The following is a 24743-nucleotide window of genomic DNA, read 5'->3' on the forward strand; positions in this document are numbered from 1 at the left end:
CCGACGTGGCCGACCAGGCCGGTGGGAGCGGTGATGAAGATCGCGCGAGAGACAGTTGTCGCCCCCGTCATCACCGCCCCGCCCCGCCGAAGCGGCGATCGCCGTGCAGGCGCTGCTCCCGCAGACCAGCGCACCGACCCCTCGCCCCCCCGCTGCGACAAACCCACAGTCCTATGAAGTGTCCGTCACCCTCGCATCACTCCTGATGTGGGCGTGCCATGTGACGACAGGACCCAGGCCGTGCCCAGATCCGCCGTCCCGAGGATGCTTGGCCGGCAAGGAGCGCGCGGAACCTGAACCAAGGATCCTGGCAGGGATCCTCATCCTTCGTCCCGGTTCGCCAGAGCTTGTGGCGAGGTCGTACCGGCAGCTGCCTGCAAGCCTGTGTTGCGCTGGGCTTGCAGGCAGTGGAAGGACGTCGGACCGCAACCTGGTCAGTCGCGGGGAGCCCGGGTGGCCGTGTCGAGGTAGAAGGCGTCGATGCTCTGGACCGCCTGCTCGAACTCCTCGAGGTTGACCGGCTTGGTCACGTACGCGTTGGCGTGGCTGCTGTAGGCGCCGGTCACGTCGTCGGGGGCGGAAGAGGTGGTGAGGACCACGACCGGGATGGTCTGGAGGTCCTCGTCGGTCTTGAGGACCTTGAGCAGGTCCCGGCCGTTCATGCGGGGCATGTTCAGGTCCAGGACGATGAGGTCGGGGCGGCGGGTGCCGGGCGCACGGAGGTGTTCGAGTGCCGCGACACCGTCGGTGACCTGCACCAGATTGCGGGTGCCCCGTTCGGAGAGGGCCTCTTCGATCAGCATGGCATCGGCCACGTCGTCCTCGACGAGGAGGACGTCGAAGGGCTGAGCAGGGGCGGTGGACATCAGGTGCTCCATGGGTGCTTCGTCGGAGTGGTCGAAGAGTCCCGGCCAGCGCCGGCGGGCACCCTGGCGGGTCATGCCGCACGCGGCGCCGATCTGCGGGTAGCCCGCGCCCCCGCGGGCCGCGGACAGGGCCGCTCCCCGCTGGAGCTGCTCGGCGGCCTGCTGAAGCTGCTCCAGCAGATGCAGACGCGTCAGCGCCTCCGCCGCCTCGTCGGGTGCGGACGGGACGTCTTCCAGCAGCTGCTTCGCAAGGCGTCTTGTCATCTGAGCGACCGCGGCCTTCGCGACGGCTGCTGTCTCGTCGGGATTGGTGCGCAGAACGAAGTCCTTGCCAGGCATAACTGGCACTGTAGGCCCGGATCCGACCCTGCGACAACATTCATTGTCGGTCACCCTCTAAAGTGTCCGCTGTCGCCCGTGTCTGAGGGGGCGGTCGGCATCGGAGGGGTTGGCATGAGCGGAACGGCGAAACCACGCGGGGGAAGGCTGTCCACCTGGACGACCCGCAGGTGGCTGCGCGTGGGCGTGGCGGGCGCGATGACGGTTCTCACCGTCCTGGGAATCACCGGGGCGTGGGTGCTGGGGCGTACGGCCTCGCTCAGCGACGACCTCGTGAACGTCAAGTCGCCGGCCCTGAGCACGACCTTCCGTCTGGAGTCGGCGCTGCTGAACCAGGAGACCGGTATCCGTGGTTACGGGCAGACCGGCGCCTCCGATTTCCTCGCCCCCTACCAGCAAGGCCTCAAGGAGCAGCAGACCTTCAGCACACGGCTGCGTGAGCTGCTGCATGACGACCCGGCTCGCATGAAGGACCTGGCGGCGGTGGAGGCCGCCGTGGAGACCTGGCAGGCACGGATCGCCCGCCCGGTCGCGGCCGCCCCGGCCGGCTCACCCTCGCCCCTGACCGCCGAGCGGGCCGCGGAAGGCAAGGAGGCCTTCGACGCGATCCGGGCCGCGCTGCTGACCCAGCAGGAGGGGCTGCGTACCGAACGGGCACGCGGGGTGGAGGACCTCGCGGACACGATGGAGCTGCGGAACTGGGTGTTCATCGCCATCGCCGGGCTGATCGTGCTGCTGGCGGTTCTGGTCTTCGAGGGCCTGCGCCGGGGCATCACCACCCCCCTGGAGAGGCTCGGCGCGGACGCCCGGACCATCGCCGGAGGTGACTTCGAACACCCCATCACGCCCATGGGCCCGGCGGACCTGCGCCACCTGAGCGCGGAGATCGACTTCATGCGCCGCCGCCTCGTACGGGAGCTGGCCTTCACCGAGGAGGCACGGCTCCGCCTCGACGCGCAGTCTGCCGATCTGCAGCGCTCCAACGCCGAGCTGGAGCAGTTCGCGTACGTGGCCTCCCACGATCTTCAGGAGCCGCTGCGCAAGGTCTCCAGCTTCACCCAGCTGCTCCAGCGCCGCTACGGCAGCCAGCTGGACGAACGGGCGGACCAGTACATCGCGTACGCGGTCGACGGAGCCAACCGCATGCAGGTCCTCATCAACGACCTTCTCGAGTTCTCCCGGGTGGGACGCCTTCAGGACGACCTGAAGAGCGTCGACCTCGAGGAAGTGCACGAGCGGACACTGTCCTCGCTGAGCGTGAGTATCGAGGAGACCGGAGCGACGATCACCCATGATCCGCTGCCGTCCCTGACCGCCGTCGGCGCCCAGCTCGGCATGCTGTGGCAGAACCTGATCGGCAACGCCATCAAGTTCCATCGCCCCGACACGGCGCCCCGCATCCACGTCTCCGCCGAGCGGGACGGAGACGTGTGGCAGTTCGCCGTCACCGACAACGGCATCGGCATCGCTCCGGAGTACGCCGAGAAGGTCTTCGTGATCTTCCAGCGGCTGCACACCAAGGACGCCTACAAGGGCAGCGGCATCGGGCTGGCGATGTGCAAGAAGATCGTCGAGTTCCACGGCGGCACCATCGCCGTGGACCCCGACCACCGCGACGGGGCACGGATCACGTTCACCCTCGCCAGCACCCCGCCCACGATCACGGGACCCTCCACCATGCCTGAGGCCACCCGCGCCAACGCGGAGCAGGCGAGATGACCGGCTTCCCCCAGGCCACTCACGGCTCCGAGCCCATGTACCGCATCCTTCTGATCGAGGACGACGACGCCGACGCCCTGCTCGTCGAGGAGCTCCTCCACGACACCGGGCTGCGGTTCGAGCTGACCACGCGAACCACCCTCGCCGACGCCCGTCCCGCGCTCTCCACCAACTTGCACGACTGCGTGCTCCTCGACCTGCATCTACCCGACATATCCGGCACCGAGGCCGTCGCGGCCGTCCGTGCCCTCGCACCGCACACCGCCGTGATCGTCCTCACCGGGCTGTCGGAGAAACAAGCCGGCACGGAGGCCATGACGGCCGGTGCACAGGACTACCTCGTCAAGGGCCGGGTCGAGGCGGAACTACTCCATCGGACCCTGCGCTACGCGGTCTACCGGAGCGAGACCGAGCGCGCCGCCGCCCAGGCCCAGAAAGCCCGGCTCCGAGCAGAGGAGAACGCCCGCCTCGAACGGCGGCTGCTGCCCCAGCCCATCCTCGACACGTCCGCCGTCACCGTCACGAGCCGCTATCTGCCCGGCGCGGAGGGCGCCCTGCTCGGCGGGGACTTCCTCGACGTCGTCGAGGGCGACGACGGACTGCTGCACGCGGTCGTCGGCGACGTGAGCGGACACGGCCCCGACGCCGCCGCCGTCGGCGTCTGCCTCCGCATCGCCTGGCGCTCCCTCGTCCTCGGCGGCCACCAGGGCCCCGAACTCCTGCGGCTGATGGAACGCGTCCTGGTCGCCGAGTGCGGCGACGAGCCGCTCTTCGCCACCTGCACGATCATCACCCTCGACCAGGACATGGCCACCGCCACCCTCCACCTCGCCGGTCACCACGGCCCCCTCCTCACCACGGCCGAAGGCACCCGGGAGATACCAGCGGCGCACGGTACGGCCCTCGGCCTCGCCCCGGGGATCGGCCACTGGCCCCCCACCGTCCTGCCGCTCCCCGCAACCGGCGCACTGACCGTCTACACCGACGGGCTCACCGAAGGACACCACGGCTCCGGCCGCGACCGGCTGGGGGTGGAAGGCCTCCTCCGGCTCATCAGCGAGCTGCCTCCGAACAACCCCGCCGTCCACATAGACCACCTGATCAAGGAAGCCCAAGCCCTCAACGCGGCACGTCACACCGATGATCTCGCCGTACTCAGGCTCGACTGGAAGACGGAGGAGTAGCGCCTTCCGCAGTTCGCTCGCCCCTCAGGCCAGGAACAGCCACGAGCCCTCGGCATGGGCGATACGCCCGTCCGTATCGCCCATGTCTTCGCGTAGCAGTCGTACGTTTCACGTGCCGTTCTTGGACACCGCCGGAGCGTCCTCAGGCGCGCCGCGCCTTGTGGATCTCTGCCACACGGCCTGCTGCGGGGAGATGAGGATGGGCGGAGGACAGGTCTTCGACGTCCTCCGCCCATCCAGCCTCGTCCTCGCAGGCACCGGCAAAGTCACCCTCCTCCTCGACGGCCGGACCACAAAGACGATCGACGTCTCCGGGATCCCCGACCCTGTACCGGACGGAGGCCGCGCCCCTTCCGTGCCGCCGAGCGGCCGTGGGCGCGAGCCTGGCCGGTTAGTGCCCGGGCCCGGGGGAATTCGCCGGGTGCTTGGTGATGGTCTGACAGATGATGAGGGCAGAGCCCGCCCGGGAAGCCGTCGTACCTTGCACCCGGCGGGCGCTTCGTTGTGGTGGATCAGAAGCCGCGGAGCATGACGGAGTACAGCGGAGAGTCGGCGAAGGACTGGTGTTCGCCCACTCTGTGATATCTCCAATTCCCGCAGCGCGTCTGTGTGGACGACGGATCCGTTGAAGAGGGTGCCCGGGGTCAGAATTCCCACCCACCGCCACCTCGGCGTCCATGCGGAACGGTAGCAACGTTACGAGCCCGTCCGTCGAAAGCGTGGCGGTCGCGGCGGCGCTGCCCGGCCGGGCCGAGAGGATTCGTCCGATCGACTGTTCCCTCATATCCGGCGCATCCGACAAGTCAAGAAAGGCGAAAAGCCGCAAAAGGTACATTCGCCTGATGGAGGGCTCACGTGCACGTTCTCATTGGAGTCATCGTCGTCGCCGTCCTGCTGGCCGCCTTCGTCTTCGGGAGCAAGCTGAGGGATCAGGAAGGACCTCCGCCGGACCCCACGGCGCACCCTCTGCGTCCGCCCACCAACCGGTTCCCCGGAGAGATGTCCGAACGACGCCGCCGTGTCCAGGTCCCCAAGTCCGACAGGTCGAACCGGCTGCGCCCCTATCAGCTCCGCACCAGTACCGAACCGGTACCTTTCGACGAGTCCTAGACCAGCATCCCCGCCGGCTTCACGTCCCGACCCTCTCCGCACGTCACAGCCCGGATGCGTAGGGCCGGCGCATCGAGCCCTCACAGGCCGCGGTGTCGCGCCGGATCGTGGCACCGACGTGAAGGCCACCCTGCGAACAAGCTGTGCCGGGTGAACAGCCTCACGCGGCGGCGTGCCCGTACGCCGTCGTGCGGGGCGTCCTTGGGTCCCGCAGCCACGTACGCGTAGGTGCGGGCCCTCGTCGACGGGCCCGGCTCACGGCCCGGTGAGTTTGTCGAGGTCGGGGGCGTAGACGGTCATCCAGTGCGGGTTCAGCCGGTAGTAGACGACCTCGCGGTTCCAGTCGCAGGCGTCGTCGTCGCCGTAGAAGTCCTTCAAGTGGGCTAGGAGTTCCTGCCAGTCGGCCGTGGTCTCGGCGTCCTCGGGGTTCAGCTCCTCCACTGTGCCGTGGGTGAACACGCCGAGGTCCTCGCCGCGCAGGTGCGCGACGCTGGCGGCCGGACGGGCCGCGAGATGACGGGCCTTGGCGGCGTTGCGCGCCGTGCCGAAGTGCCACCGGCCGTGCAGGAAGTGCCCGTCGGCGCCGCTGATCCGCGGTTCACCCTTTGCCGTCACCGTGGAGAGGGCGAGCGTGCACATGCCGGAGAGGACCGCGGTGAGCTGCGCCGCCGTGATGGTGCGGCCCTCGACGATCGAGCGGAGGTGTGCGGTCGAGCCGGAGAGGGAGGAGTCGAGGAGGGACTGGAGCTTGGTGAGTTCTTCTGGGGTTTCGCGCATACGTCCATCGTCGGCCGAAAACCCGACACCCTCTGTCGCCATTGATGAAGCAGCGCTGAGGTTGCTCCGCGCGGATTGCGCTCGGTGGTGCGTGGATGGAACCACGGGGGACGAGCACCGGGAAGCTTGTCCATGCATTCGCGTTTGTTTGACGAGCTGCCACCAGGATTCAACAGTGCTGTCCAAGCCCGATGACCGTGAGTGCCACCTGCCCGGTGAGCCAGTGCGCGTACGGCTCGTCGTACCGCGTGGCGATGCCGCACCGCGGCTTCATGCGCTTGAAGCACCGTTCCACGACGTTGCGGTGCTTGTAGGCCTCGCGATCGAAGGCCGGTGGGCGGCCTCCGCGGTCGCCTCACCGGGCCCGGTTGCGAGCCTGGTCGGCCCGCTCGGGAATCGTGTGCGGGAACCTGCGGCGGCGGAGCCAGGTGCTGATCGCCTTCGAGCTGTCGTCCTAGTCCAGGACGTGCGCGGGCCGGACCCTGGTTGATCCAGGTCCGGCAAACCTCGGACTTAGTGAGGCGCCATGCCCAGATGAACGTGATCTGCAGCTCGGTGAGTTCGTCGATGGGCCGACATGCGGAGACGGCGAGGTCGGTCAGGAGGTTTATCGCAACAAGGTCTATGGCGCGGCCCGCGGTAGACAGACCGAGGGCTCCTTGGGAGCGGAGGCCAAGTGGCCGTAGTGCTGGGCTGCGGCATTGAGGACTTTGGCAGCCGGTAGGGGGTGCAGGCGACGCGTTTCTACTGGATGCGCCGGGTAATGCGCTGGGTGTCGCCGCGCAGGCGCAGGAGGAGTCCGTCTGTTTCGGCGCCGGGGGTACCGTCGGCCAGTTGCTGCAGGGCGGTGTCGAAAGTGCGCCGGGAAGGTCGTCGTCGGGGATGCCGAAGACCATGTACCGGTCGAAGTAGCGATGCCGCGCCGCAGCGCGATGGCCTGGGTGCGGGCGCCGTAGCCGAGTGTTTGGGAGCGACGCGAACAACATGCCCATCAGGCCGATCACGCCGTCCAGGTGCTGTTCGGCGACGCCGGCTACCTGCAGCCTGGTGCGCCAGCGCTCGATGCCTTGCTCGGGCCGTTCGCTGCGGCGTGAGGGCAGGTCGACGCTGGTGCCGGCGAGTTCGGCTCGGTGCTGCCACAGCAACTGGTAGGCGCGGGGCTCGCTGGTGCGCAGGAAGGTGACGATGAGGAAGTCGATGATGTCGACGTCGCCAAAGAGCTGGCCGAGGGTGGCGTCCACCTGGCCGACGAACCGCTTGATGGTCCGCGGGGTGCGCAGCCGACCATGCAGGTAGCCGTGGTGGGCCTCGGAGAGCCTGAGCTGCTCGCTGCTGCCAGGTTCAGGCTGCGCGAGGCAAGGACTGCGGCGAGGGAGCAGTTGACCCAGAAAGTCGGCGTCGCGCTCGCGGAAGGCGGGAAGGTCCAGCCGGGCCTGGGTGATTCTTTCCAGGAAGTCGCGTGCACGGGGCTCGCTGTTACCTACGAGCTTCTTGCGTTGCATGACGTCGAGCGGGGTCCGGTCGTCGAAGCTGATCAGGTAGTACATGCCTGGCAGATGGCCTACGAGGCGTACCAGCTTGAAGACGACGCGGAGTTCTTCGGTAGTAAGGCGGTCCAGGTCGTCCATGACGACGAGGACGGCGACCCGTTTTGCGAAGGACTTCCTCGGCTTTGTGTTTGGCGGTGGATGCGCTTGTGCCGCCGCTGATGCGGTTGCCGACCTCCTGGATCAGCCCCTCGGAGTCCAGGCCGAAGAGAGCGGTGACCTTCCCCAGAGAACTGATGGCCTTGCCGAATCCGCCGATCTTCTCCCGCGCCTCGGACCACTCCTCATTCTTCGGGGGGCTTCGCGGATCTCGCTGAACAGTGCCAGCGTCAGCGACTCCAGATCGAAGTACAGCCACGGGTTGAGTTCCGCGACCAGTCACCCGTCATCGTTGGCCGCGTCGTCCCGTAGGCGACGTGTCACCTTGCCCAGGACGCTGGACTTCCCTGAGCCCCAGGGGCCGATCAGCGCAAGGACTCCCCGGTTTCGGTCCGGGCTCGGACCCGGTCCAGCGCTGAGCGGTTGGCGACGCCCTTGGTCGGCGCGGAAAGGATCCGTGGCAGCAGCCTCAGCTGCTGCCACGGTGTCCCTGCTTCCGTCAGTTGTTCTTGGCGAGCTCCGCATCCTGCTGCGGTCCGGTCCGGGCAAGGGGCGAGTCCTCGTCGTCCGCTTCACGCCCCAGTCGGCTGGGCCACCAGACGGCAGGACCGATGTCCCTCACGAGAGCGGGTACCAGAAGCGACCGCACCACGATCGTGTCGAGCAGCACGCCGAACGCGACGATGAAGGCGATCTGGGCCAAGAACGCGAGGGGGATGACGATGAGTGCCGCGAAGGTGGCGGCCAGGACCACACCGGCCGATGTGATCACACCGCCGGTGGCGATGAGACCCCGGAGCATTCCCTGCCTGGTGCCCAGCCGGACTGTTTCCTCGCGGACGCGCGACATGAGGAAGATGTTGTAGTCGACTCCGAGCGCGACGAGGAAGACGAATCCGTACAGGGGCACGGAGGCATCCGTGCCGGAGAAGCCGAACCCGTGCTCGAAGACGAGTCCCGCGATGCCGAGAGTCGCCAGGTAGTTCAGGCCCACCGTGGCGACCAGGAGCACGGGAAGGAGCAGGGACCGCAGGAGGACGATCAGAATGACGAGGATGATCGCCAGGACGACCGGAATGATGAGGTTCTTGTCGTGCTCGGCCGTGCGTTGTGTGTCGTACTGCTGAGCCGTGTACCCGCCTACCAGAGTGTTCGCGTTGGCGGCGTGCACCTGATCGCGCAGGTTCTGCACAGTCTTCTTGGCTGCATCGCTGTCAGGGGCCGCAGTCAGAGTTGCGTCGATGCGGACGCGGCCGTCGACGATCAAGGCCTGGCCGCCGGGGGTGCCTGTCACCACCTGCGCATTGGCCACCCCGGGAGTTCCGGCCGCGGCCTTCCGGACCGCTGCCTGGCTCTCGGCGTCGGTGATGATGACCGCCGGCTGCCCGGAGCCGCCCGGGAAGTGCTTCCCCAGCGTCTGCTGAGCTGATACGGACGGGGCGTCGTTCACGAACAGCTCATCGAGCGGCACTCCCTTCGACTGCAGGGCGGGGAAGAACGCCGCACCGATCAGCAGCAGTCCGGTGGTGATGATCCACAACTGCCGCGGACGGGTGTCCACCCAGTGGGCGACACGGCGCCAGATGCCGTGACCGCCCGTTTCCGCGTCGGCCGATTTCGGCTTGGCGGGCCAGAAGGCGACCCTGCCCATCAGAGCCAGGACCGCGGGAAGGAACGTGAGGGTGGTGAGGACGGCGCAGACCACCCCGATCGCGCCGACGGGCCCTAGTGCCCTGTTGTTGGTGAGGTCGCTGAGCAGCAGGGCAAGCAGTCCGAGCGCGACGGTGGCAGCGCTGGCGGTTACAGCTCCGAAGGAACCCCGGGTGGCGGCCCAGGCGGCTGAGGCACGGTCGTTCGTGGTGGCGAGCTCTTCACGGAATCGTGCGGTGAGCAGCAGGGCGTAATCGGTGGCCGCGCCGATCACCAGGATGGACAGAATGCCCTGTACCTGGCCGTCGACGCGGACGATGTCGTTGTCGGCGAGCACGTACACGATCGCGCTGGCGACTCCGAGCGCGAACACGGAGCTGATGATGATCAGGAAGGGCAGCAGGATGCTGCGGTAGACCAGCAGCAGAATGACGAGTACCGCGGCGAGCGCCACACCGAGCAGCAGTCCGTCGATGCCGGCGAACGCTTCTCCCAGATCTCCTTGGGTCGCCGCGGGTCCGGCGAGCTGGGCCCGCGTCGCCGGAACATCACCTGCGGCGCGCTCGATTCCGTCCAGCACCTCGCCGAGTTTGTCCCCCAGGTCGGGCTTCAGCGGCACCACGCCCTGGAGCGCCTGTCCGTCGTCTGACCGGAAGGCGGGCGAAGGGGGTCCCTCGACACCTTCCGCGTTCGCCAGCGACCGTAGTGCGGCGGTCGCCGCTTTCTGCTGCCCCTCGGAGATGGCGCCGCCCCCGTCCGCGGTCCAGACGACGATGGCGGGCAGCGTCTCCTGCTGGTTGAAAGCGCTCTGTTCTTTGACCACCTTGGTGGATTCGGCGTTCTGGGGCAGGAAGGCAGCCTGGTCGTTCGTGGAGACCTCACCGAGCTTGCCGGCGTAGGAGCCGAAGGCTCCACCCAGGCCGAGCCAGACAACCACGAGGATGAGGGGGACCAGCCAGCGGACTGGTCGGCGCGCGCTGTTCATCGATTCCCTAACGAGGCAGGTGAACAAGGTATCTCGAAGATAAACTATCTCAATGATTGAGTGACCCTATACTTGGTTCATGCAGCCACGTTCATCAGCCGGGACCGACCAGGGCAGCGATCTGCTCGCCTACGCCGTGCTGTTGCGCACGCTGAACCGGGAGCTGAACCGCAGCACGCTTGACTTCGCGCACCAGCAAGGGCTGCACACGACGGACATCCATGCCCTCGCCGTGATCATGGATTCGTCGATGGGTACGGGAGGGCCCGCCACGCCTTCGCTTCTCAGGGAAGAACTGCGTCTCACCTCGGGCGCCGTCACGGCCTGCCTCGACCGGCTGGAACGCTCGGGACACGTCAGCCGCGTTCGAGAGAGCGCGGACCGACGAGTCGTTCATCTCGTCTACAACCCCGACGCTCGCGCCCTGGCCCGTCAGTACTTCCAGCCACTGGCACGAGCCACGGAGTCAGCGCGCAGTCAGTTCACGCCGGAGCAGCTCACGACCGTCGCCGACTTCCTGAGGACGCTCAATGTCGCGCTGGCGGCAGAACACGGGGCGCAGCAGTGAAGTGACCGGCGGGGACACCTGCGGACGGGGAGATCCGGAGGGCAGGCGATGCGCGGGCGCTCGTGTCACACCTGCGCCGCATACTCGGGCTCTGTCCAGGGTGGTCCACGGCGCATCGGTGGACCCGCTGCGGCGGCCCTTCGCCCTCGACCGGGCCCCGGACATGGTGCTCAATGAAGCCCCGCCAGTCCTCCTGCCGTCCAACGCGCACCTGGTGCTCCAGCGACTGCCGCCGCTGCTGGCGATCGAGCCGGCCACGTGTCCGGCCGGCGCGGCAAGAGCGGCCGGGTCCACCAGCGTCCCGTAGTGGGAAGCTCCTGCCGGCTCATCGGGGCGGCCAAGGCGCTCGCATGGACAGGGGAGGCACCTTGCCACGCCTGACCAGCTGATGGCGAACGGTCATGACCACGACGGACGCGACGATGATCACCGTACCCCCGAACCGCAGAATGGCGTCGTAGGCAGCTTCGGGCGGCTGCTCGGGGGTCATTGCCGTGATCGCGGCCGCCGCATCGGCGAGCGCGATGGCGCCCAGCGTCACGAGGAACGTCAGCAGCACACCGGACGCCTCACCCGCCCGCGCCGGCGCCACGACCTGCTGGGTGGCCACGCTGGAGAACGTCCAGCCGAGTCCGAGTCCGAGTCCGCACCATGCGAACACCGGAACGTAGAGCCACCAGGCGCTGACCAGTGTCAGCACGATCATCCCCGTCCCGGCAATCGCCCCGGCGAGCGCCATCACGGCCGTGGGCCGCATCCGGGGCGCGAGGCGCGCCCCCAGCGGACCGGTGAGCGCCACCACCACGGCGGGGGCGAGAAACACCACACCCGCCATCAACGGCGACAGCCCGCGCACACCCTGGAGGTAGAGCGTCGCGACGAAGACCGTCACGGCGTAGCCCATGTTGGCGACTGAGCCCATGCCCGTCACCAGCACATAGGGAGTGTTCCGGAACAGTCGTAGGTCGACGAGCGGATGGCGGGTCCGGTTCTCCCGCAGCACGAATAGGGCACCGGCAAGCAGCGCCAAGCCGAACAGAGTGAGGGTACGGGCGTGATCCCAGCCCCAGGCGCCGCCGCGCTCGACGGCGAGAGTGACCGACGCGAGCGCGCACACCAGTGCGAGGCAGCCGATCAGATCGAGTTCACGGGGCGCGGAGGCGTCACGGGAGTCGGGCACGAACAGCACGGCGATGATCAACGCCACTGCGCTCAGCGGCGCGAGCAGCCAGAAGATCCACCGCCAGCCGGGTCCCTCGGTGAAGCCGCCGCCGATGAACGGGCCGATGGCGGTACCGATGTTCGCGACACCGAAGACGGCTCCCAGCGCGCGGGCTCGGTTCTCGCTGGAGAAGGCGTTGGTGATCACCGACACCGACACCGGAAAGACGAAACCGGCGCCGATGCCCTGGACGATGCGGGCGACGACGAGCAGCACGAGCCCGGGCGCGAGCGCACAGCCGATGGAGCCGATCACAAACAGTGCGATGCCGGCCAGGAGGGCAGGTCTGCGTCCGAAGACATCGCCGATCCGGCCGCCGATGACGAAGAAGCAGCCCACAGCGAGCATGTAGGCGGAGAGTGTCCACTGGGTGGCGGAGGCGGACACGCCGAGCTCGCGCGCGATGCCGGGGAGGGCGAGGTTGAGCGCAAAGAAGTCGACCTGTACGCAGAAGAGCGCGACGGCGACCGCGATGAAGGCTCCTGTCCGCGCCCTGGCTCCCGGTTCGGCGTTCATGCTCCGGTCCTTCCATCGGACGTGACGGCGCCGGGCCTCGGATCCGGCATGCCTCCTCCGTCCTCAGCTCCGGTCCGAAGGCCATTCGCCGAGAACGGTCAGAGCGACGAGAACACACCAACAGCGCCGCCGCGCGTCACACACGACCATCCGGCCCGCACCCGAAGGGACGCCCTGCCACCCATTCACCGCTCGCCAGGAAAGCCTCGCACTCCGGTCGGCGCGGGCCGCCGCCGGTGTGGACGGGGAGGCGCCCAGACGTTCCGACATCCCGGCGGGCGAGAAGCACGACTTCGGACCGCTGAACAGCGCAGCACAACCGGAGCGCGCCCTCAGGGCCCCGTCGCCAGAGCGCCGGCTCGCTGGGTGAAGGAATCCAGCAGAGCCTCGTGGACCCTCTCGTGTGCCACGACGCGGGTGGCGCGGTGTAGTCCTGTCAGGAGTTCTCGAAGCAGGCGGGGGCGATGCCGTCCGCGGCCGCCTCGACGTCCATGTTGTCGAAGACGAGAGCGGGGGCGTTGCCGCCCAGCTCCAGGGAGGCTGCTTCAGCCCGGCCGAGGTCGATCGGGCGGCCTCGATGCCTGCCCTGGTGGATCCGGTGATCGGCACCAGCGCGGGGGCGGGATGCGCGACGAAAAGCCGACCTGTATGCCGGTCTCCGAGGCCCCGCTGGACCAGACCGGAGGGGCGTCGAGGCGCTGGAGGATCGTCGTGATCAAGGGGACTGGCGTGCCCGCGGTGATCGCGGCGTGCCAGACGCGTTCGCCGACCGGGCCGTCGTACTCGGCGGTCGTCCAGGCGACATCGGTGCGGTGTCGGGCTTCATGATCGAATTCGGCCGGCGCTCCCTGGCCATCTGGGCCTGAGTGTCTCGTGAGACGAGATAGGAATGAGGCCTGGGGGTAGTGGTTGGTCATGGACGCCTCTGAAACGACCCCCCTACGTGCCGTCGCTCTCGTCTGTACGTTGTCCCCCTCTCCGGCCCGGTCGAGTTCGCAGCTGCTGGCCGAGCAGGCCATGGCGGCTCTGGGCGAGCACGGTGTGAGCGGCAAGGTGATCCGTGTCGCGGACCATGATGTGCGGGCCGGCGTGGAGACCGACATGGGCGACGGTGATGCGTGGCCGGAGATCCGCAGCACGATTCTGGGCTGCGACATTCTTGTGCTGTCGACGCCGATCTGGCTCGGTCATCCCGCGAGTACCGCCCAGCGGGTGATGGAACGGCTGAACGCCGAGATGTCCGAGACCGACGAGCAGGGCCGGATGCTCACCTACGGCAAGGTTGCCGCCGTGTGCGTCGTCGGCAACGAGGACGGGGCGCACAAGGTGAGCGCCGACCTCTTCCAGGGGCTCAACGACGTCGGCTTCTCCCTCGCCCCGAACGCCGTGACCTACTGGGTCGGCGAAGCCATGCACAAGACGGACTACCAGGACCTCGACAAGACCCCGGAGGCGACCGCGGACGCGACCGCGACCCTTGCCGCCAACACCGCACACCTCGCCCGCCGCCTCAAGGCCTCCCCGTACCCCGCCGCATCCTGAACGGGATCGGAACCCGAGCAGCAGAAGACCCCTCCCGGAGGCCACCACGATGTCCCAGGAACAAGCGCACGTTCCCGATCCAGTGACCGCTTACCCGCGTCCCCCGTTTCCCGACCAGGAGCAGGACCATCCCGGCTCGACTGGCTCAATGCGGCCACGTCCAGACCATGGTGAGGATTCGTACCGCGGTCACGACGTCCTCGTCGGCAAGGCGGCGGTCGTCACCGGTGGCGATTCCGGCATCGGCAGGGCCGTCTGTCTAGCCTTCGCACGCGAAGGCGCCGACATCGTCTTCACCCACCTGCCCGAGGAGGCTGACGAGGCCACGGAAACCGTGCGGCTGATCCACGGAGCTGGCCGAAAAGCCCTGCCCGTCGTGTGCGACATCCGCGACGAGAGCCAGTGCGCGTCCCTGATCGACCGTGCGGTAAGCGAACACGGGCACATCGACATCCTCGTCAACAACGCCGCCTACCAGATGGCTCAGCCGGACGGGATCGAGGCGATCACCACAGAGCAGTTCGACCGGGTGATGAAGACCAACCTCTACGGAATGTTCTGGCTCACCCGAAACGCTTTGAGCCACATTCCCCGCGGCGGCTCCATCATCAACACCACATCCGTTCAGGGCTACCAGCCCAGCCCTCATCTGCTCGACTACGCGATGACGAAGTCGGCGATCATCTCGTTCACGCAAGGCCTGGCGCAGATGCTCGCCGAGCGCGGTATCCGCGTCAATGCGGTCGCCCCCGGCCCGGTGTGGACGCCTCTGATTCCCGCGACGATGCCGGACGTGAAGGACTTCGGCAGCCAGTCGCCCCTGGGCAGACCCGCCCAGCCCGCGGAGATGGCTCCTGCGTACGTCTTCCTGGCCTCGCCCCACGCCAGCTACATCACCGGAGAAATCATCAACGCCACGGGAGGAACCCCGCTGCCGTGAAAAGACGGTCACTTTCCCAACCGGACCAGGAGAGTCCTGTCACCGTCCACAGCTCCGCCGACGGGTGCGACGCCCTGTATGCAGTCCGACACCCGCTCGGCCAGGGCTCGGCGGATGCAGTCGATGGCGGTGTCGGCGTTCGCCGTGATCGATGCTGCCCGGTCGTCGTAGCCCAGGATGACCACGTCCCGGCCGGTTGCGTGGAGCTCGGAGATGAAGCGGTAGTCGCCGTTCTCCTCCAGGCCCGCCCAGAGCCGGTCTAGGCTGCTCGGCCCGCCGGAGAAGCCATCGGAGAGGATGACCGGCCGGATGAGCTGCCTGCGGTTCAGCGGCCTGTAGAAGATCCAGGCCTTCCCGCCGGGGAGCTCCCACTCATCGTGAGGCTCCGGTGAGGAGGAGATTTCGGCTCGGGCTTCCGGAGCGGCAGGGCCCCAGATGTCGACGACAGGGGTGGTCATGATCAGTTGACTCCTCGGAGGTGGGTGTGGGGTTCGCCGGTCGACTCACCCCAAGCCGCACCCTAAGAAGCAGAAACGTTACTCAGAGTTACGAACTATTTGAGTTCATGCGAAGGGGGGCGCATTCGCCCCGAAAGGTGTGCGCACCTGCGAGCGTGGGCACACTGCAGCGGTTCCTCGCCGGGATCGAGCCGACGGTGCACTGGCAATATCCCTAGGGCAGCTCTAGCACCTGTCCGGCCGATCATGTGTGGAGCCATACGGTGTGCCGAGTACCGGTCGGGGGCGGGTACTCAGGGCAGGCATCCGCTGCCAGGGGTGCCGCCGCCCGCGGTCACGAGTGGAGCGTGGCGTTCGCCAGGGCGGGAAGCACACCCGAGAGCTTGCAGCCGTTCGGCATCTCGGTCTCGATGACTAGTTTCACCACCCCCGTCATGTCCACGGTCACGGTCTGCGGACGGTTGATCTCCGCTCCGACCGTCTTCCGCACTCGGCCATCGCCTCTGATCGTGAACTTGATCGATTCGGCCGTGGCATTGTCGTCCAGCCCTGCCACGAAGGAGAAAGACCTGTACCGCTGATTGATGCTGTACTCGACATGCCCGATGCACTGTTCGTTGAACACCATCGCCTGGTCGTAGAGCTTGGAGCCCATGTTCACCGACCTGAGCTCATAGCTGTCGCCTCCAGAGACCGGGTCGAGAGCGCTCAGTGGCACAGTGCCCGACGGCAAGGCGGGCGGCGGCGGGGACGGTGCCTCCGACGGACCCTCCGAGACGTCGTCAGGACCGGTGGCTGGCGGGGAGGTCGTTCCGTCCACCGTGGGAGACGGACTCGTCGTGATGACGGGCGCCTGCGATACCTGCTTACGCGCTGTGGGCGAGTTGACCACGGCCGGAAGCCCGAAGAAGCCGAGCAGCACACCAGCCACGGCAGCAAGGGCCGAGATGAGCGCCGCCACTTCCCCGATCCTGCGGGGCGGCGGGGCCGCTGCGGGCGGCGCAGCCGGCGGTGGCGGTACGGGAGGAGACGTGGGAACCGGTGGCACGCTGTTCGGTGGTACGGCGTCGTTGCTCATGCGATTCCCCCTCAGACACAGCTGCATCCGGCACGCACTCTAGTCGGATCATACGAGCAAGTGGCCACTGTGGCACCGGAGTTGGCCCATCGTGGCGTGCCTTTCGTCGGCTGCTTCTTCTTGCCGACGGCGCCTGGCCCGCGACCCGGCGCGAGAGCGGAAGTCGGTCACCTTTCCGAACCGACGCCGGCGGCAATTGGCGCCGAGATGTCTGGTGATCAGTGACCAAAGTCGCTCGAGTCCTGCGCCGAACCAGACCGCTCTTGTGTAGCACCAGCACTCCCGTTTCCCACACACGCATCCGAGGAACTTCCACAAACCCACCGCCGGGGGCGTCAACGCCTCTCGCCATCAGGTTGGCGATGATCAGCGCGCCGAGCAGGGCTGCGGCTGTCCGCAGGACGCGGGACGCGCATCGGCCAGCCGGGCTGTGGCGCAGCTGAATCTTCAACCCGTCAGATATCTCTCGTCATGTCACCTCGTACGTCAGCTGAACCGGCACTTCAACGGCCATGTTTGCCCGCTGGATTCTTGGCCGGGACTGTACCGCTTGGTGATCAACGCTTTCCGACAGCCGACAGCCGACAGCCGACAGCCGACAGCCGACAGCCGACAGCCGACAGCCGACAGCCGACAGCCGACAGCCGACAGCCGACAGCCCCGCCGCACCACGGCCAACAGCTGGTCAGGTCCGTGGCCGATCGCTGAGCGAGCCTGGCGGTGATGACCATGAGTCGCTCAGCCCAGTCCGGGTCCCCACCGGTCTTCACTGGAGGCGGCGGGACGGCGACCTGCTCCACCGCACGCTGCACTTGAGCATCGACAAGATCGCCACCGTCACCGGCACCGAACCGGCCACCCTCACCGCACTGCTGGCCACCCGGCAGCGGCAGCCGACCGGCGAACGTACCCAGCCGCCCGCCGAACCCCGGCCCGACTGTCCGTTCTGGCCCCGTCCGGCGCTCCCTGGCCGAGGGGTTGAGGGCTCGGGGAGGTTCAGAGGACCCACGGGATGTCGCACAACCGGTGGGGCATGAGCCGAATGATCGATCTCGGCTGTGTCACATGTCTGCCTTCAACGTGCAACGTCCGGCGTCTCGCATCGTCGAGGGGTGGCAGACGAAGACGTACCTCAAAGCCCGAAGCGACAGGAACACCCCCGGCTGGTCAGGACTGGCGTGATCGTCACGATCGCCGCGAGCCTTGCAGGTCTCATCACCACAGGTGTGGCGACGTTGTTCGGGGCCTTGGTCTCTCAAGACCAACTCGACCAGTCGGGGGAAGCGGCCGAAGAGAAGAAGCGGGCCCAAGCAGCCCGCATCTCCTTCTGGACAGACCTCCAACAGGATGGCAAGAGCCGCCTGCATCTCATGAACAGGTCACCCGACCCCATCTCCACTGTCCAGATGATCTTCACCGTGCTCCTCCCGCCCGACGGATACCCCGAAGAGGATGTGGTCCTCTTCCGCGCGGCGCTGCCCAGCGTGCCGCCGTGCTCCGACATGGTCTTCACATTCGAAAACCTGGCGTACAACGAGTCGCCCCCCAGACCGGACCACTACATTCCCGTTCTGCCCGGCTCTGACAGCTCGCCGCTGAACTGGCCCATCTTCAAGAAGGAATGGGAGGTGGAGATCGAAGAAGTGGCTGTCGATTTCACTGACCGGGAGGGCGTTCGCTGGCGTCGTGAACGCGGCCTCCTGACCAGAGAACCTGGGAAGCACGTCATGAAGGGAACGTTCATGAGTGGGGCGGTGGAAGCAGTGTCGCCTCAGCCCCTGAAGTTATGTGGAACGTAGCTTCCCCTGTGGACCGCGTTCCGGTCTCGGGCCAGCTGTCCCCCCCCAAGGTCAAGGCCAAGAAGGCGACGGTGAAGTAGACCGCGATGTCCGAGCGATGGAAGCCGCTGAGCTCCCGGTTGAAGACTCCACGGACGGCCACTGCAAACCATGGGCAAGCTTCCGCGCCGCAGCACGGTGATCAGATTGCCGAACTCCTTCGAAGTGAGCCCGGAGTACGGTGCTATCCATGACGGCTCCGACACCGTGATCACAGCGCCCACATGAAGATCATCTCAGTCGGTGGTCGACCTGGCATCCCCGGACTCCGGGGACGTTTGGCCCTGGCTCAGTCAGGTCGAGGTCAGTAGAGCCAGCGGTCCAGGAGCCGTGGCCAGAGAAACCCTCGTAGCCGCCGAAGGCCGCCGGATCGATCCCCTTCAGCTCCTCGGCCAGCCGGTTCAGCTCGGCGAAAGCCCGCGCTTCCTCCCCTTCAGAGAGGTACTCCTCGGGGCCGTCCGGCTCGCTGTCTTCATCGAGCCCCATGATCATGGGCTGGGACGGTCGCGCAGCGGGTTCACCACCATGCTTCACCAGCCGTACGCCACTACCATCCGCTGGCGGAGGTGAACCCGGATGCCTACCTGCCCGACCTCGCCACATCCCTGAATAACCTGTCCGTCGCTCTGGGGAAGGTGGGGCGGCGGGCGGAGGCTCTGGCCGCGGCCGAGGAAGCCACTCGCATCCGTCGCGCGCTCGCCGAGGCGACCCCGGAGCGGTTCGACGCAGACCTGCGACGTTCGCTGGATGTCGCCGCTTGGCTTAGACGTCTGCCAACGAGGGCGAGACCGTCTGGGTGAACTGGCCGTGGACACGGCTGGATCGTCCCGCAAACGCTGCCGACGACGGCGCGGCTTCCCACCGTGGGGAAGCCGCGTGCAACGTGAATGTCGCAGACGCCCACCACTGCGTGTGGGCCCCTGACCGGTGACTTGCTGCGGTGATCCGCCGGGCAAGGTCGCTGCGAGCGGGGGGTTTCAGGGCGTGTTCGTCGGCCCTGTCGATCCTGCGGGCTATCCGCCCTAGGTGGTGAGCAGGGTGCGCAGGGCGCGGCCGGCGGCGAGGTCGTCGAGTGCGGCCTGGGCCTGGTCGAGTGGGCGGCGGGCGGAGATCATGGATTCCAGGTCGAGCAGGCCGTCCATGTAGAGGTCGACCAGCTGTGGGATGTCTTGCTGGGGATCGACGGATCCGTAGTTCGACCCGAGGATGCGCTGGTTGGCTTCGGCCAGCGTGAGGGGGGCGAACCGGGCGGTGGACCCGATGGGAGGCAGGCCGACGATGACGGCGGCTCCTCCCTGGCCGAGCGCGGCGATGGCCTGCTCGGTGGTGGCGATCTTGCCGATGGCGTCGAAGACGTAGTCCAGGCCCTCGGGCACGGCGCCCCTCAGCGCGTGGACGGCGTCCACCTGTGAGGAGTCGACGGCGTCGGTGGCACCCAGGCGGCGGGCGGTGTCCAGCTTCGAGCTGTCGATGTCGACGGCGACGATCCGGGAGGCCCCTGCCAGCCGGGCGCCCTGGACGCACGACAGGCCCACCCCGCCGCAGCCGATCACGGCGACGGTGGCGCCTTCCTCGACGGCGGCGGTGTTGCGGACGGCCCCGACGCCGGTGGCTACCGCGCAGCCGATCAGGGCGACGACGTCCAGGGGTGCGTCCCGCCGGATCCGTATGGCGCCCGAGGCCGGGACCACGACGCGCTCGGCGAAGGAGGAAACGCCCAGGTAGTGGTGGAGGGTGCCGCCGTCGCGGCTCCAGCGGCTGGTGCCGTCGAACAGAACGCCGCCCGATGCGATGACGGAGGCGACGGGCTCGCACTGCCACGGTCGGCCGAGTCGGCACTGCCGGCAGGTTCCGCAACTGGGAACCCACGAGAGCACCACGTGGTCGCCGACCTCCAGGTCGGTCACGTCGGCACCGAGGGCGGTGACGATCCCCGCGCCCTCGTGGCCGAGCACCGCGGGTGCGGGGACTTCCCACTCGCCCTTGAGGACGTGCAGGTCGGAGTGGCAGACGCCGGCCGCGGTGATGGCCACTTCGACTTCTCCGGGGCCGGGGGCGGCCAGTTGGACGTCAGCTATTTCGATCGGTGCTCCCGGGCGGCTGAAGACCGCGGCGCGGACGGTGCGTCCAGGGCGTGGGGGTGTGCTCATGGCGTACTCCAGGGCTATGGCCGCGGCGAGAGCGGCAGGAGGGCGGAGGACGGGGGCCGGCTGATGCAAGTTTAGTGACACTAAACTTCCTAAGGAGGTTTTACACCGCTAAACTCGCTCGTGGGAAGCCCCACCGCCGCATCCACCGCCCCGTCTCACCCGGGACCCGGCCGTCAGAAGGAAGCGAGGCAGCGTGAAGCCCTCCACTCCGCAGCCCCAGGAACCCGACCAGGACACAGCGGATCCCCGTATGTCCCGGCTCGGCCCCAAGCTGCGCGCCGACCGCCAGCGACGGGGGCTCACGCTGCAGGCGGTGGCCGTCCTCGCGGACGTCACCAAAGGCTTCCTCAGCCTTGTGGAACGCGGCCGCACCACCATTTCGGTACCGACGCTGCTGCGTGTGTGCGAAGCCCTCGACATCTCGGTCGGCTCGCTGTTCGACTACCCGGACGAAGCTGTGGTCCGCAGTGGCCTGGGGGCTCCGCTGGAGATGGGTGGCGAGAAGATCCGCGAATATCTCCTCACACCCGCGACCGAACAACACGTCCAGGTGATGCGTACCATCCTGGATCCCGGCGGCGGCTCCGGCGGTGCCTACACCCTGGAATCCGAGACCGTCTTCGTGGTCGTCGTCCGTGGCAGCCTGCGCCTGGCCGTCGACGGGCAGGAGATCCTGTTGGAGGCCGGAGACTCCCACACGTTCTCCGCGCGGTCGGCCCACGCGTGGGACAACCCGGCGCAGGACGAGGCCGAGGCGCTGTGGTCCATCGCCCCGCCCATCCCCAGAGAGCAGTCCCAGCGCGTCCACGACGCCTCCTGAGGCCGGCCACGCCTTCCGCGGACGGACGGACGTCGCGTCTCAACCGCTCCGTCGATCCCACAACCTGACACGACCTCATCGGGAGGCGGCAGCCGCCATGGCGGCCACCGCCCGGTCCCGCCATGCCTCTTGCCGATCAGCGAACCCTCATTCCGGGGCGTCGAACGCGGCGCCCGCACCTCGCAAACAAGGAGTCGAACCCATGAGTAAGCCCATACGTCTGCGCAATTACGTCAACGGCACGTTCACCGATGCGGTGGACGGCCGCACCACCGACGTCATCGACCCGACGACGGGCCAGGTCTACGCCACCGCGCCGCTCTCCGGCCAGGCCGACGTCGACGCGGCCATGGCCGCCGCCGCTGCCGCGTTCGGGAACTGGCGAGACACCACCCCCGCCGAGCGACAGTTGGCCCTGCTGAAGATCGCCGACGCGATCGAGGCCCGCGCGGACGAACTCGTGGCGGTCGAGTCCAGGAACACCGGAAAGCCTCTCGCCCTGACGGCGGCGGACGAGGTGCCCGCCATGGTCGACCAGATCCGGTTCTTCGCGGGCGCCGCCCGACTGCTGGAGGGCAAGTCCGCCGGCGAGTACATGGAGGGCATGACCTCCATCGTCCGCCGCGAGCCGGTGGGCGTCTGCGCCCAGGTCGCGCCGTGGAACTACCCGATGATGATGGCCGTGTGGAAGTTCGCCCCGGCCCTCGCCGCGGGCAACACGGTCGTCCTCAAGCCTTCGGACACCACCCCGGACTCGACCCTGCTGCTTGCCGAGATCGTCGGCGAGATCCTTCCGCCGGGCGTCTTCAACGTCGTCTGCGGCGACCGTGAGACCGGCCGGATGATGATCGAGCACCCGATCCCGGCGATGGTCTCCGTCACCGGCTCGGTGCGGGCCGGGATGCAGGTCGCCGAGTCGGCGGCCAAGGACGTCAAGCGCGTCCACCTGGAGCTCGGCGGCAAGGCCCCGGTCGTGGTGTTCGGCGATGCCGACATCGCCAAGGCCGTCGAGGACATAGCCCTGGCCGGATACTCGAACGCCGGCCAGGACTGCACCGCCGCCACCCGCGTGCTCGTCCACGAGTCCGTCCACCATGAGTTCGTCGGCGCGCTCGCCAAGGCCGCCGCCGTGACGAAGACCGGTCAGCCGGACGACGAGGACGTGCTGTACGGCCCGCTCAACAACGCCAACCAGCTGAAGCAGGTCGCCGGCTTCATCGAGCGCCTCCCGGCCCACGCCAAGGTCGAGGCCGGCGGTCACCGGGTCGGCGAGAAGGGCTACTTCTACGCCCCGACGGTCGTCTCCGGCCTCAAGCAGGACGACGAGATCGTCCAGAACGAGGTCTTCGGCCCGGTCATCACCGTCCAGTCCTTCCGGGACGAGGCGCAGGCCCTGGAGTACGCCAACGGCGTCGAGTACGCCCTCGCCTCCTCCGTCTGGACCAAGGACCACCAGCGCGCCATGCGCATGTCCCGGTCCCTCGACTTCGGCTGCGTGTGGATCAACACCCACATCCCCCTCGTCGCCGAGATGCCCCACGGCGGCTACAAGAAGTCCGGCTACGGCAAGGACCTCTCCGCGTACGGCTTCGAGGACTACACCCGCATCAAGCACGTCATGACCTCCCTGGACGGATAGGTCTCCCGGCCTTCGGCCCCTCGCGCCCTCTGAGGTGGTGTCCATGCTCCGGCCAGGTCACCGCCTCGTTCCCCTCCCGGACACAGTGGTGCAACCTGCACACCTCTCGCCGCCAGGCCGGAGCAGAGAGGTGTGGAGGCGCCCCCTCCGAAAGCCGCAGGCTGCACAGTGCAGCACCGCATCGCCTCGGAACCACCGCGGAGAGGAACGTCATGAACAGGTCGACACACACACCACAAAGCGCAGACGTCGTCGTCATCGGTGCCGGCGTCTCGGGTCTCACGGCTGCACGGAGGCTGACGGAGGCAGGTCGCTCGGTGATCGTCATCGAGGCGAACGACAGGGTCGGCGGGCGCACCGTCAACCTCGACGTCGGCGACGGCGTGATCACCGAGGGCGGCGGGCAGTGGGTTGGTCCGGGGCAGGACCGGATCCTGGCGCTCCTGGACGAGCTCGGCATCGAGACCTTCAAGACGTACGTCGAGGGCAAGTCGATCTACCGCCGCAAGGGGAGGACCAAGCTTTACACGGGTACGATCCCGCCACTGGGCCCCGTCGTCCTCGCCGACTACGCCCAGGCGCAGCTGCGTCTGGAGCGCATGGCGGCTTCGGTGCCGCTGGACGCGCCGTGGACCGCCAAGAACGCGCGCAAGTGGGACAACACCACCTTCGGTCACTGGATCGACGCCAACACCTTCACCGAAGAGGTCCGCCTGCTGTTCACGCTCGCCTTCAGCGTGACCGATGGGGAGGACCTCCACAGCACGTCGCTGCTCGTCCAGCTCGCCCGCATCGCGGGCTGCGGCGGGATCGACCACCTGGTCAACATCACCGGCGGAGCCCAGGAATCCCGGGTCGTGGGCGGCACCCAGGTCATCTCGCTCCGCATGGCCGAGCAACTCGGGGAGAGGGTCGTCCTCGACTCCCCGGTCTCCGAGATCCACCAGGGCGACCAGGGTGTCCTGGTGAGGTCGGAGCGGATCGACGTACGAGCGGACCGCGTCATCGTCGCCATGGCTCCGTCCGACGCCAACCGCATCCGCTTCACGCCAGATCTGCCCACCCGCCGGGCCATGCTCCAGCGGCGGTGGTGCAACGGGACCGAGAGCAAGATCTTCGCGGTCTACGACCGGCCCTTCTGGCGGGAGCGGGGCTTCAGCGGCCAGGCGGTCACCGACCTCCCCGTCGCGAGCTACGTCGTCGACAACTCACCGCCCGACGGAAGCGTCGGCATCCTCCTCACCTTCGTCGGCACGGCAGGGTCCGGCTACGGCCTGCGCTGGACCGACGAGATCCTGGACGACCCCGAGGCACGCCGGGCGGCTTTCCTGGCCGACCTGACTACCCTGTTCGGCCCCGAGGCGGCCCGTCCCACCGCCTACCTCGAGCAGGACTGGACGCACGAGCCCTGGATCGGCGGCTGCGTGAGCTCGCGTCCCCCGGGCGTACTCACCCAGTACACCGACGCGGACCGCCAGCCGGTCGGGCGGATCCACTGGGCCGGTACGGAGACCGCGGTCCTCAACCAGGGCTACATCGACGGCGCAGTCAGCGCCGGCGAGCGGGCGGCCGAGGAGGTACGGCGCGCGGCGGGTGTGCAGAGTGCACCGTCCGTGGCCGCAAGCCGCCGCATGACGGCGTAGTGGGCGCCGAATCCCCGCGGGCAAGGTTGTCCGTATCGCGAAAGCGAGCCGAA

22 protein-coding genes and 3 pseudogenes are annotated in these 24743 nt (G+C 68.0%); 12 read left to right on the forward strand and 13 right to left on the reverse strand.

Annotated features, from left to right (window positions below; all coding sequences use genetic code 11):
- Nucleotides 1-434 precede the first annotated feature (434 nt).
- The gene (locus ABT129_RS28955; RefSeq protein WP_351907465.1) at nt 435-1205 is read right to left on the reverse strand and encodes a response regulator; all 771 of its coding nucleotides are present in this window, start codon (nt 1203-1205) and stop codon (nt 435-437) included.
- Between the two features lie 114 nt (nt 1206-1319).
- Here ABT129_RS28955 and ABT129_RS28960 point away from each other — a divergent pair, with 114 nt between their 5' ends.
- The 3 genes from ABT129_RS28960 (at nt 1320) to ABT129_RS28970 (ending at nt 5218) form a co-directional block, all read left to right on the forward strand.
- The gene (locus ABT129_RS28960; protein WP_351907467.1) at nt 1320-2924 is read left to right on the forward strand and encodes a sensor histidine kinase; all 1605 of its coding nucleotides are present in this window, start codon (nt 1320-1322) and stop codon (nt 2922-2924) included.
- Nucleotides 2921-4108, forward strand: coding sequence for a PP2C family protein-serine/threonine phosphatase (locus ABT129_RS28965; protein ID WP_351907469.1), 1188 nt, complete (start codon nt 2921-2923; stop codon nt 4106-4108). The genes ABT129_RS28960 and ABT129_RS28965 overlap by 4 nt, the downstream gene beginning before the upstream one ends.
- A gap of 855 nt (nt 4109-4963) precedes the next feature.
- Nucleotides 4964-5218: a DUF6479 family protein gene (locus ABT129_RS28970; RefSeq protein WP_351907471.1), complete on the forward strand. Its 255-nt coding sequence runs from the start codon at nt 4964-4966 to the stop codon at nt 5216-5218.
- Between the two features lie 255 nt (nt 5219-5473).
- Here ABT129_RS28970 and ABT129_RS28975 read toward each other — a convergent pair whose 3' ends face one another.
- The 4 genes and pseudogenes from ABT129_RS28975 to ABT129_RS28990 all read right to left on the reverse strand — a co-directional run bounded on the left by ABT129_RS28975 (nt 5474) and on the right by ABT129_RS28990 (nt 10276).
- The gene (locus tag ABT129_RS28975) at nt 5474-5995 is read right to left on the reverse strand and encodes a pyridoxamine 5'-phosphate oxidase family protein (RefSeq protein ID WP_351907473.1); all 522 of its coding nucleotides are present in this window, start codon (nt 5993-5995) and stop codon (nt 5474-5476) included.
- 211 nt (nt 5996-6206) lie between these two features.
- Nucleotides 6207-6443 (reverse strand): annotated as a pseudogene (locus ABT129_RS38115) (IS5/IS1182 family transposase); the annotation flags it as partial.
- Between the two features lie 841 nt (nt 6444-7284).
- A pseudogene (locus tag ABT129_RS28985) lies at nt 7285-7623 on the reverse strand (P-loop NTPase fold protein); the annotation flags it as partial.
- Nucleotides 7624-8140: 517 nt separating this feature from the next.
- Nucleotides 8141-10276, reverse strand: coding sequence for an MMPL family transporter (locus ABT129_RS28990; protein WP_351907475.1), 2136 nt, complete (start codon nt 10274-10276; stop codon nt 8141-8143).
- A 79-nt stretch (nt 10277-10355) separates the two neighbouring features.
- Between ABT129_RS28990 and ABT129_RS28995 the strand changes: the two genes are divergently transcribed.
- Together ABT129_RS28995 and ABT129_RS29000 are read left to right on the forward strand one after the other, a co-directional pair.
- Nucleotides 10356-10844 (forward strand): MarR family winged helix-turn-helix transcriptional regulator, encoded by a 489-nt coding sequence (locus ABT129_RS28995; protein ID WP_351907477.1) that lies wholly within the window; start codon nt 10356-10358, stop codon nt 10842-10844.
- A gap of 100 nt (nt 10845-10944) precedes the next feature.
- On the forward strand, nt 10945-11151 hold the full coding sequence (locus ABT129_RS29000) for a hypothetical protein (RefSeq protein ID WP_351907479.1): 207 nt from the start codon (nt 10945-10947) through the stop codon (nt 11149-11151).
- 18 nt (nt 11152-11169) lie between these two features.
- On the opposite strand, the gene ABT129_RS29005 is transcribed toward ABT129_RS29000, so the two are convergent.
- The 3 genes from ABT129_RS29005 to ABT129_RS29015 form a co-directional block, all read right to left on the reverse strand.
- A complete protein-coding gene (locus ABT129_RS29005; protein WP_351907481.1) occupies nt 11170-12582 on the reverse strand; it encodes an MFS transporter in 1413 nt (470 codons plus the stop codon).
- Between the two features lie 436 nt (nt 12583-13018).
- Nucleotides 13019-13177 carry an aldehyde dehydrogenase family protein gene (locus ABT129_RS29010; RefSeq protein WP_351907523.1) on the reverse strand — a complete coding sequence of 53 codons (159 nt, stop codon included), beginning with the start codon at nt 13175-13177 and terminating at the stop codon, nt 13019-13021.
- Nucleotides 13128-13601, reverse strand: coding sequence for a DUF317 domain-containing protein (locus ABT129_RS29015; RefSeq protein WP_351907483.1), 474 nt, complete (start codon nt 13599-13601; stop codon nt 13128-13130). The genes ABT129_RS29010 and ABT129_RS29015 overlap by 50 nt, the downstream gene beginning before the upstream one ends.
- Here ABT129_RS29015 and ABT129_RS29020 point away from each other — a divergent pair.
- Together ABT129_RS29020 and ABT129_RS29025 are read left to right on the forward strand one after the other, a co-directional pair.
- On the forward strand, nt 13498-14124 hold the full coding sequence (locus ABT129_RS29020) for a flavodoxin family protein (protein ID WP_351907485.1): 627 nt from the start codon (nt 13498-13500) through the stop codon (nt 14122-14124). The two genes, ABT129_RS29015 and ABT129_RS29020, sit on opposite strands and share 104 nt — an antisense overlap.
- Before the next feature lie 49 nt (nt 14125-14173).
- Complete coding sequence (locus ABT129_RS29025; RefSeq protein ID WP_351907487.1) at nt 14174-15064, forward strand: SDR family oxidoreductase; 891 nt, start codon at nt 14174-14176, stop codon at nt 15062-15064.
- A gap of 8 nt (nt 15065-15072) precedes the next feature.
- Here the strand turns inward: ABT129_RS29025 and ABT129_RS29030 are convergent, their stop codons facing one another.
- Together ABT129_RS29030 and ABT129_RS29035 are read right to left on the reverse strand one after the other, a co-directional pair.
- On the reverse strand, nt 15073-15522 hold the full coding sequence (locus tag ABT129_RS29030; protein WP_351907489.1) for a hypothetical protein: 450 nt from the start codon (nt 15520-15522) through the stop codon (nt 15073-15075).
- A gap of 334 nt (nt 15523-15856) precedes the next feature.
- The gene (locus ABT129_RS29035) at nt 15857-16483 is read right to left on the reverse strand and encodes an NPCBM/NEW2 domain-containing protein (protein ID WP_351907491.1); all 627 of its coding nucleotides are present in this window, start codon (nt 16481-16483) and stop codon (nt 15857-15859) included.
- A 1229-nt stretch (nt 16484-17712) separates the two neighbouring features.
- Here ABT129_RS29035 and ABT129_RS29040 point away from each other — a divergent pair.
- Entirely contained in the window at nt 17713-18399 is a 687-nt protein-coding gene (locus ABT129_RS29040; protein ID WP_351907493.1) for a hypothetical protein, read from the forward strand.
- 122 nt (nt 18400-18521) lie between these two features.
- On the opposite strand, the pseudogene ABT129_RS29045 reads toward ABT129_RS29040, so the two are convergent.
- Both ABT129_RS29045 and ABT129_RS29050 read right to left on the reverse strand, forming a co-directional pair.
- Nucleotides 18522-18662: pseudogene (locus ABT129_RS29045) on the reverse strand (IS5/IS1182 family transposase); the annotation flags it as partial.
- Nucleotides 18663-18669: 7 nt separating this feature from the next.
- Nucleotides 18670-18930, reverse strand: a complete 261-nt coding sequence (locus ABT129_RS29050) for a hypothetical protein (RefSeq protein WP_351907495.1) — start codon at nt 18928-18930, stop codon at nt 18670-18672.
- A 74-nt stretch (nt 18931-19004) separates the two neighbouring features.
- Between ABT129_RS29050 and ABT129_RS29055 the strand changes: the two genes are divergently transcribed.
- Nucleotides 19005-19238 (forward strand): tetratricopeptide repeat protein, encoded by a 234-nt coding sequence (locus ABT129_RS29055; protein ID WP_351907497.1) that lies wholly within the window; start codon nt 19005-19007, stop codon nt 19236-19238.
- A 222-nt stretch (nt 19239-19460) separates the two neighbouring features.
- Here ABT129_RS29055 and ABT129_RS29060 read toward each other — a convergent pair whose 3' ends face one another.
- The gene (locus ABT129_RS29060) at nt 19461-20588 is read right to left on the reverse strand and encodes a zinc-binding dehydrogenase (protein WP_351907499.1); all 1128 of its coding nucleotides are present in this window, start codon (nt 20586-20588) and stop codon (nt 19461-19463) included.
- 250 nt (nt 20589-20838) lie between these two features.
- On the opposite strand from ABT129_RS29060, the gene ABT129_RS29065 reads away from it, so the two are divergent.
- The 3 genes from ABT129_RS29065 to ABT129_RS29075 all read left to right on the forward strand — a co-directional run bounded on the left by ABT129_RS29065 (nt 20839) and on the right by ABT129_RS29075 (nt 24690).
- Nucleotides 20839-21408, forward strand: coding sequence for a helix-turn-helix domain-containing protein (locus ABT129_RS29065; protein WP_351907501.1), 570 nt, complete (start codon nt 20839-20841; stop codon nt 21406-21408).
- Nucleotides 21409-21610: 202 nt separating this feature from the next.
- A complete protein-coding gene (locus ABT129_RS29070) occupies nt 21611-23047 on the forward strand; it encodes a gamma-aminobutyraldehyde dehydrogenase (RefSeq protein WP_351907503.1) in 1437 nt (478 codons plus the stop codon).
- A gap of 212 nt (nt 23048-23259) precedes the next feature.
- Complete coding sequence (locus tag ABT129_RS29075; protein ID WP_351907505.1) at nt 23260-24690, forward strand: flavin monoamine oxidase family protein; 1431 nt, start codon at nt 23260-23262, stop codon at nt 24688-24690.
- The last annotated feature ends 53 nt before the right edge of the window (nt 24691-24743 follow it).

Origin of the sequence: Streptomyces sp. NPDC002057 (assembly GCF_040296665.1) — a bacterium.
Lineage (GTDB): Bacteria > Actinomycetota > Actinomycetes > Streptomycetales > Streptomycetaceae > Streptomyces.

Coding starts and splice junctions, on each gene's coding strand:
- ABT129_RS29030 (WP_351907489.1), bottom strand. CDS start 15,522: ATGACCACCCCTGTCGTCGACATCTGGGGCCCTGCCGCTCCGGAAGCC.
- ABT129_RS29050 (WP_351907495.1), bottom strand. CDS start 18,930: ATGATCATGGGGCTCGATGAAGACAGCGAGCCGGACGGCCCCGAGGAG.
- ABT129_RS28965 (WP_351907469.1), top strand. CDS start 2,921: ATGACCGGCTTCCCCCAGGCCACTCACGGCTCCGAGCCCATGTACCGC.
- ABT129_RS29025 (WP_351907487.1), top strand. CDS start 14,174: ATGTCCCAGGAACAAGCGCACGTTCCCGATCCAGTGACCGCTTACCCG.
- ABT129_RS29075 (WP_351907505.1), top strand. CDS start 23,260: ATGAACAGGTCGACACACACACCACAAAGCGCAGACGTCGTCGTCATC.
- ABT129_RS28990 (WP_351907475.1), bottom strand. CDS start 10,276: ATGAACAGCGCGCGCCGACCAGTCCGCTGGCTGGTCCCCCTCATCCTC.
- ABT129_RS29005 (WP_351907481.1), bottom strand. CDS start 12,582: ATGAACGCCGAACCGGGAGCCAGGGCGCGGACAGGAGCCTTCATCGCG.
- ABT129_RS28995 (WP_351907477.1), top strand. CDS start 10,356: ATGCAGCCACGTTCATCAGCCGGGACCGACCAGGGCAGCGATCTGCTC.
- ABT129_RS28960 (WP_351907467.1), top strand. CDS start 1,320: ATGAGCGGAACGGCGAAACCACGCGGGGGAAGGCTGTCCACCTGGACG.
- ABT129_RS29070 (WP_351907503.1), top strand. CDS start 21,611: ATGAGTAAGCCCATACGTCTGCGCAATTACGTCAACGGCACGTTCACC.
- ABT129_RS29060 (WP_351907499.1), bottom strand. CDS start 20,588: ATGAGCACACCCCCACGCCCTGGACGCACCGTCCGCGCCGCGGTCTTC.
- ABT129_RS29020 (WP_351907485.1), top strand. CDS start 13,498: ATGGACGCCTCTGAAACGACCCCCCTACGTGCCGTCGCTCTCGTCTGT.
- ABT129_RS28975 (WP_351907473.1), bottom strand. CDS start 5,995: ATGCGCGAAACCCCAGAAGAACTCACCAAGCTCCAGTCCCTCCTCGAC.
- ABT129_RS29065 (WP_351907501.1), top strand. CDS start 20,839: ATGTCCCGGCTCGGCCCCAAGCTGCGCGCCGACCGCCAGCGACGGGGG.
- ABT129_RS28955 (WP_351907465.1), bottom strand. CDS start 1,205: ATGCCTGGCAAGGACTTCGTTCTGCGCACCAATCCCGACGAGACAGCA.
- ABT129_RS29015 (WP_351907483.1), bottom strand. CDS start 13,601: ATGGCCTGCTCGGCCAGCAGCTGCGAACTCGACCGGGCCGGAGAGGGG.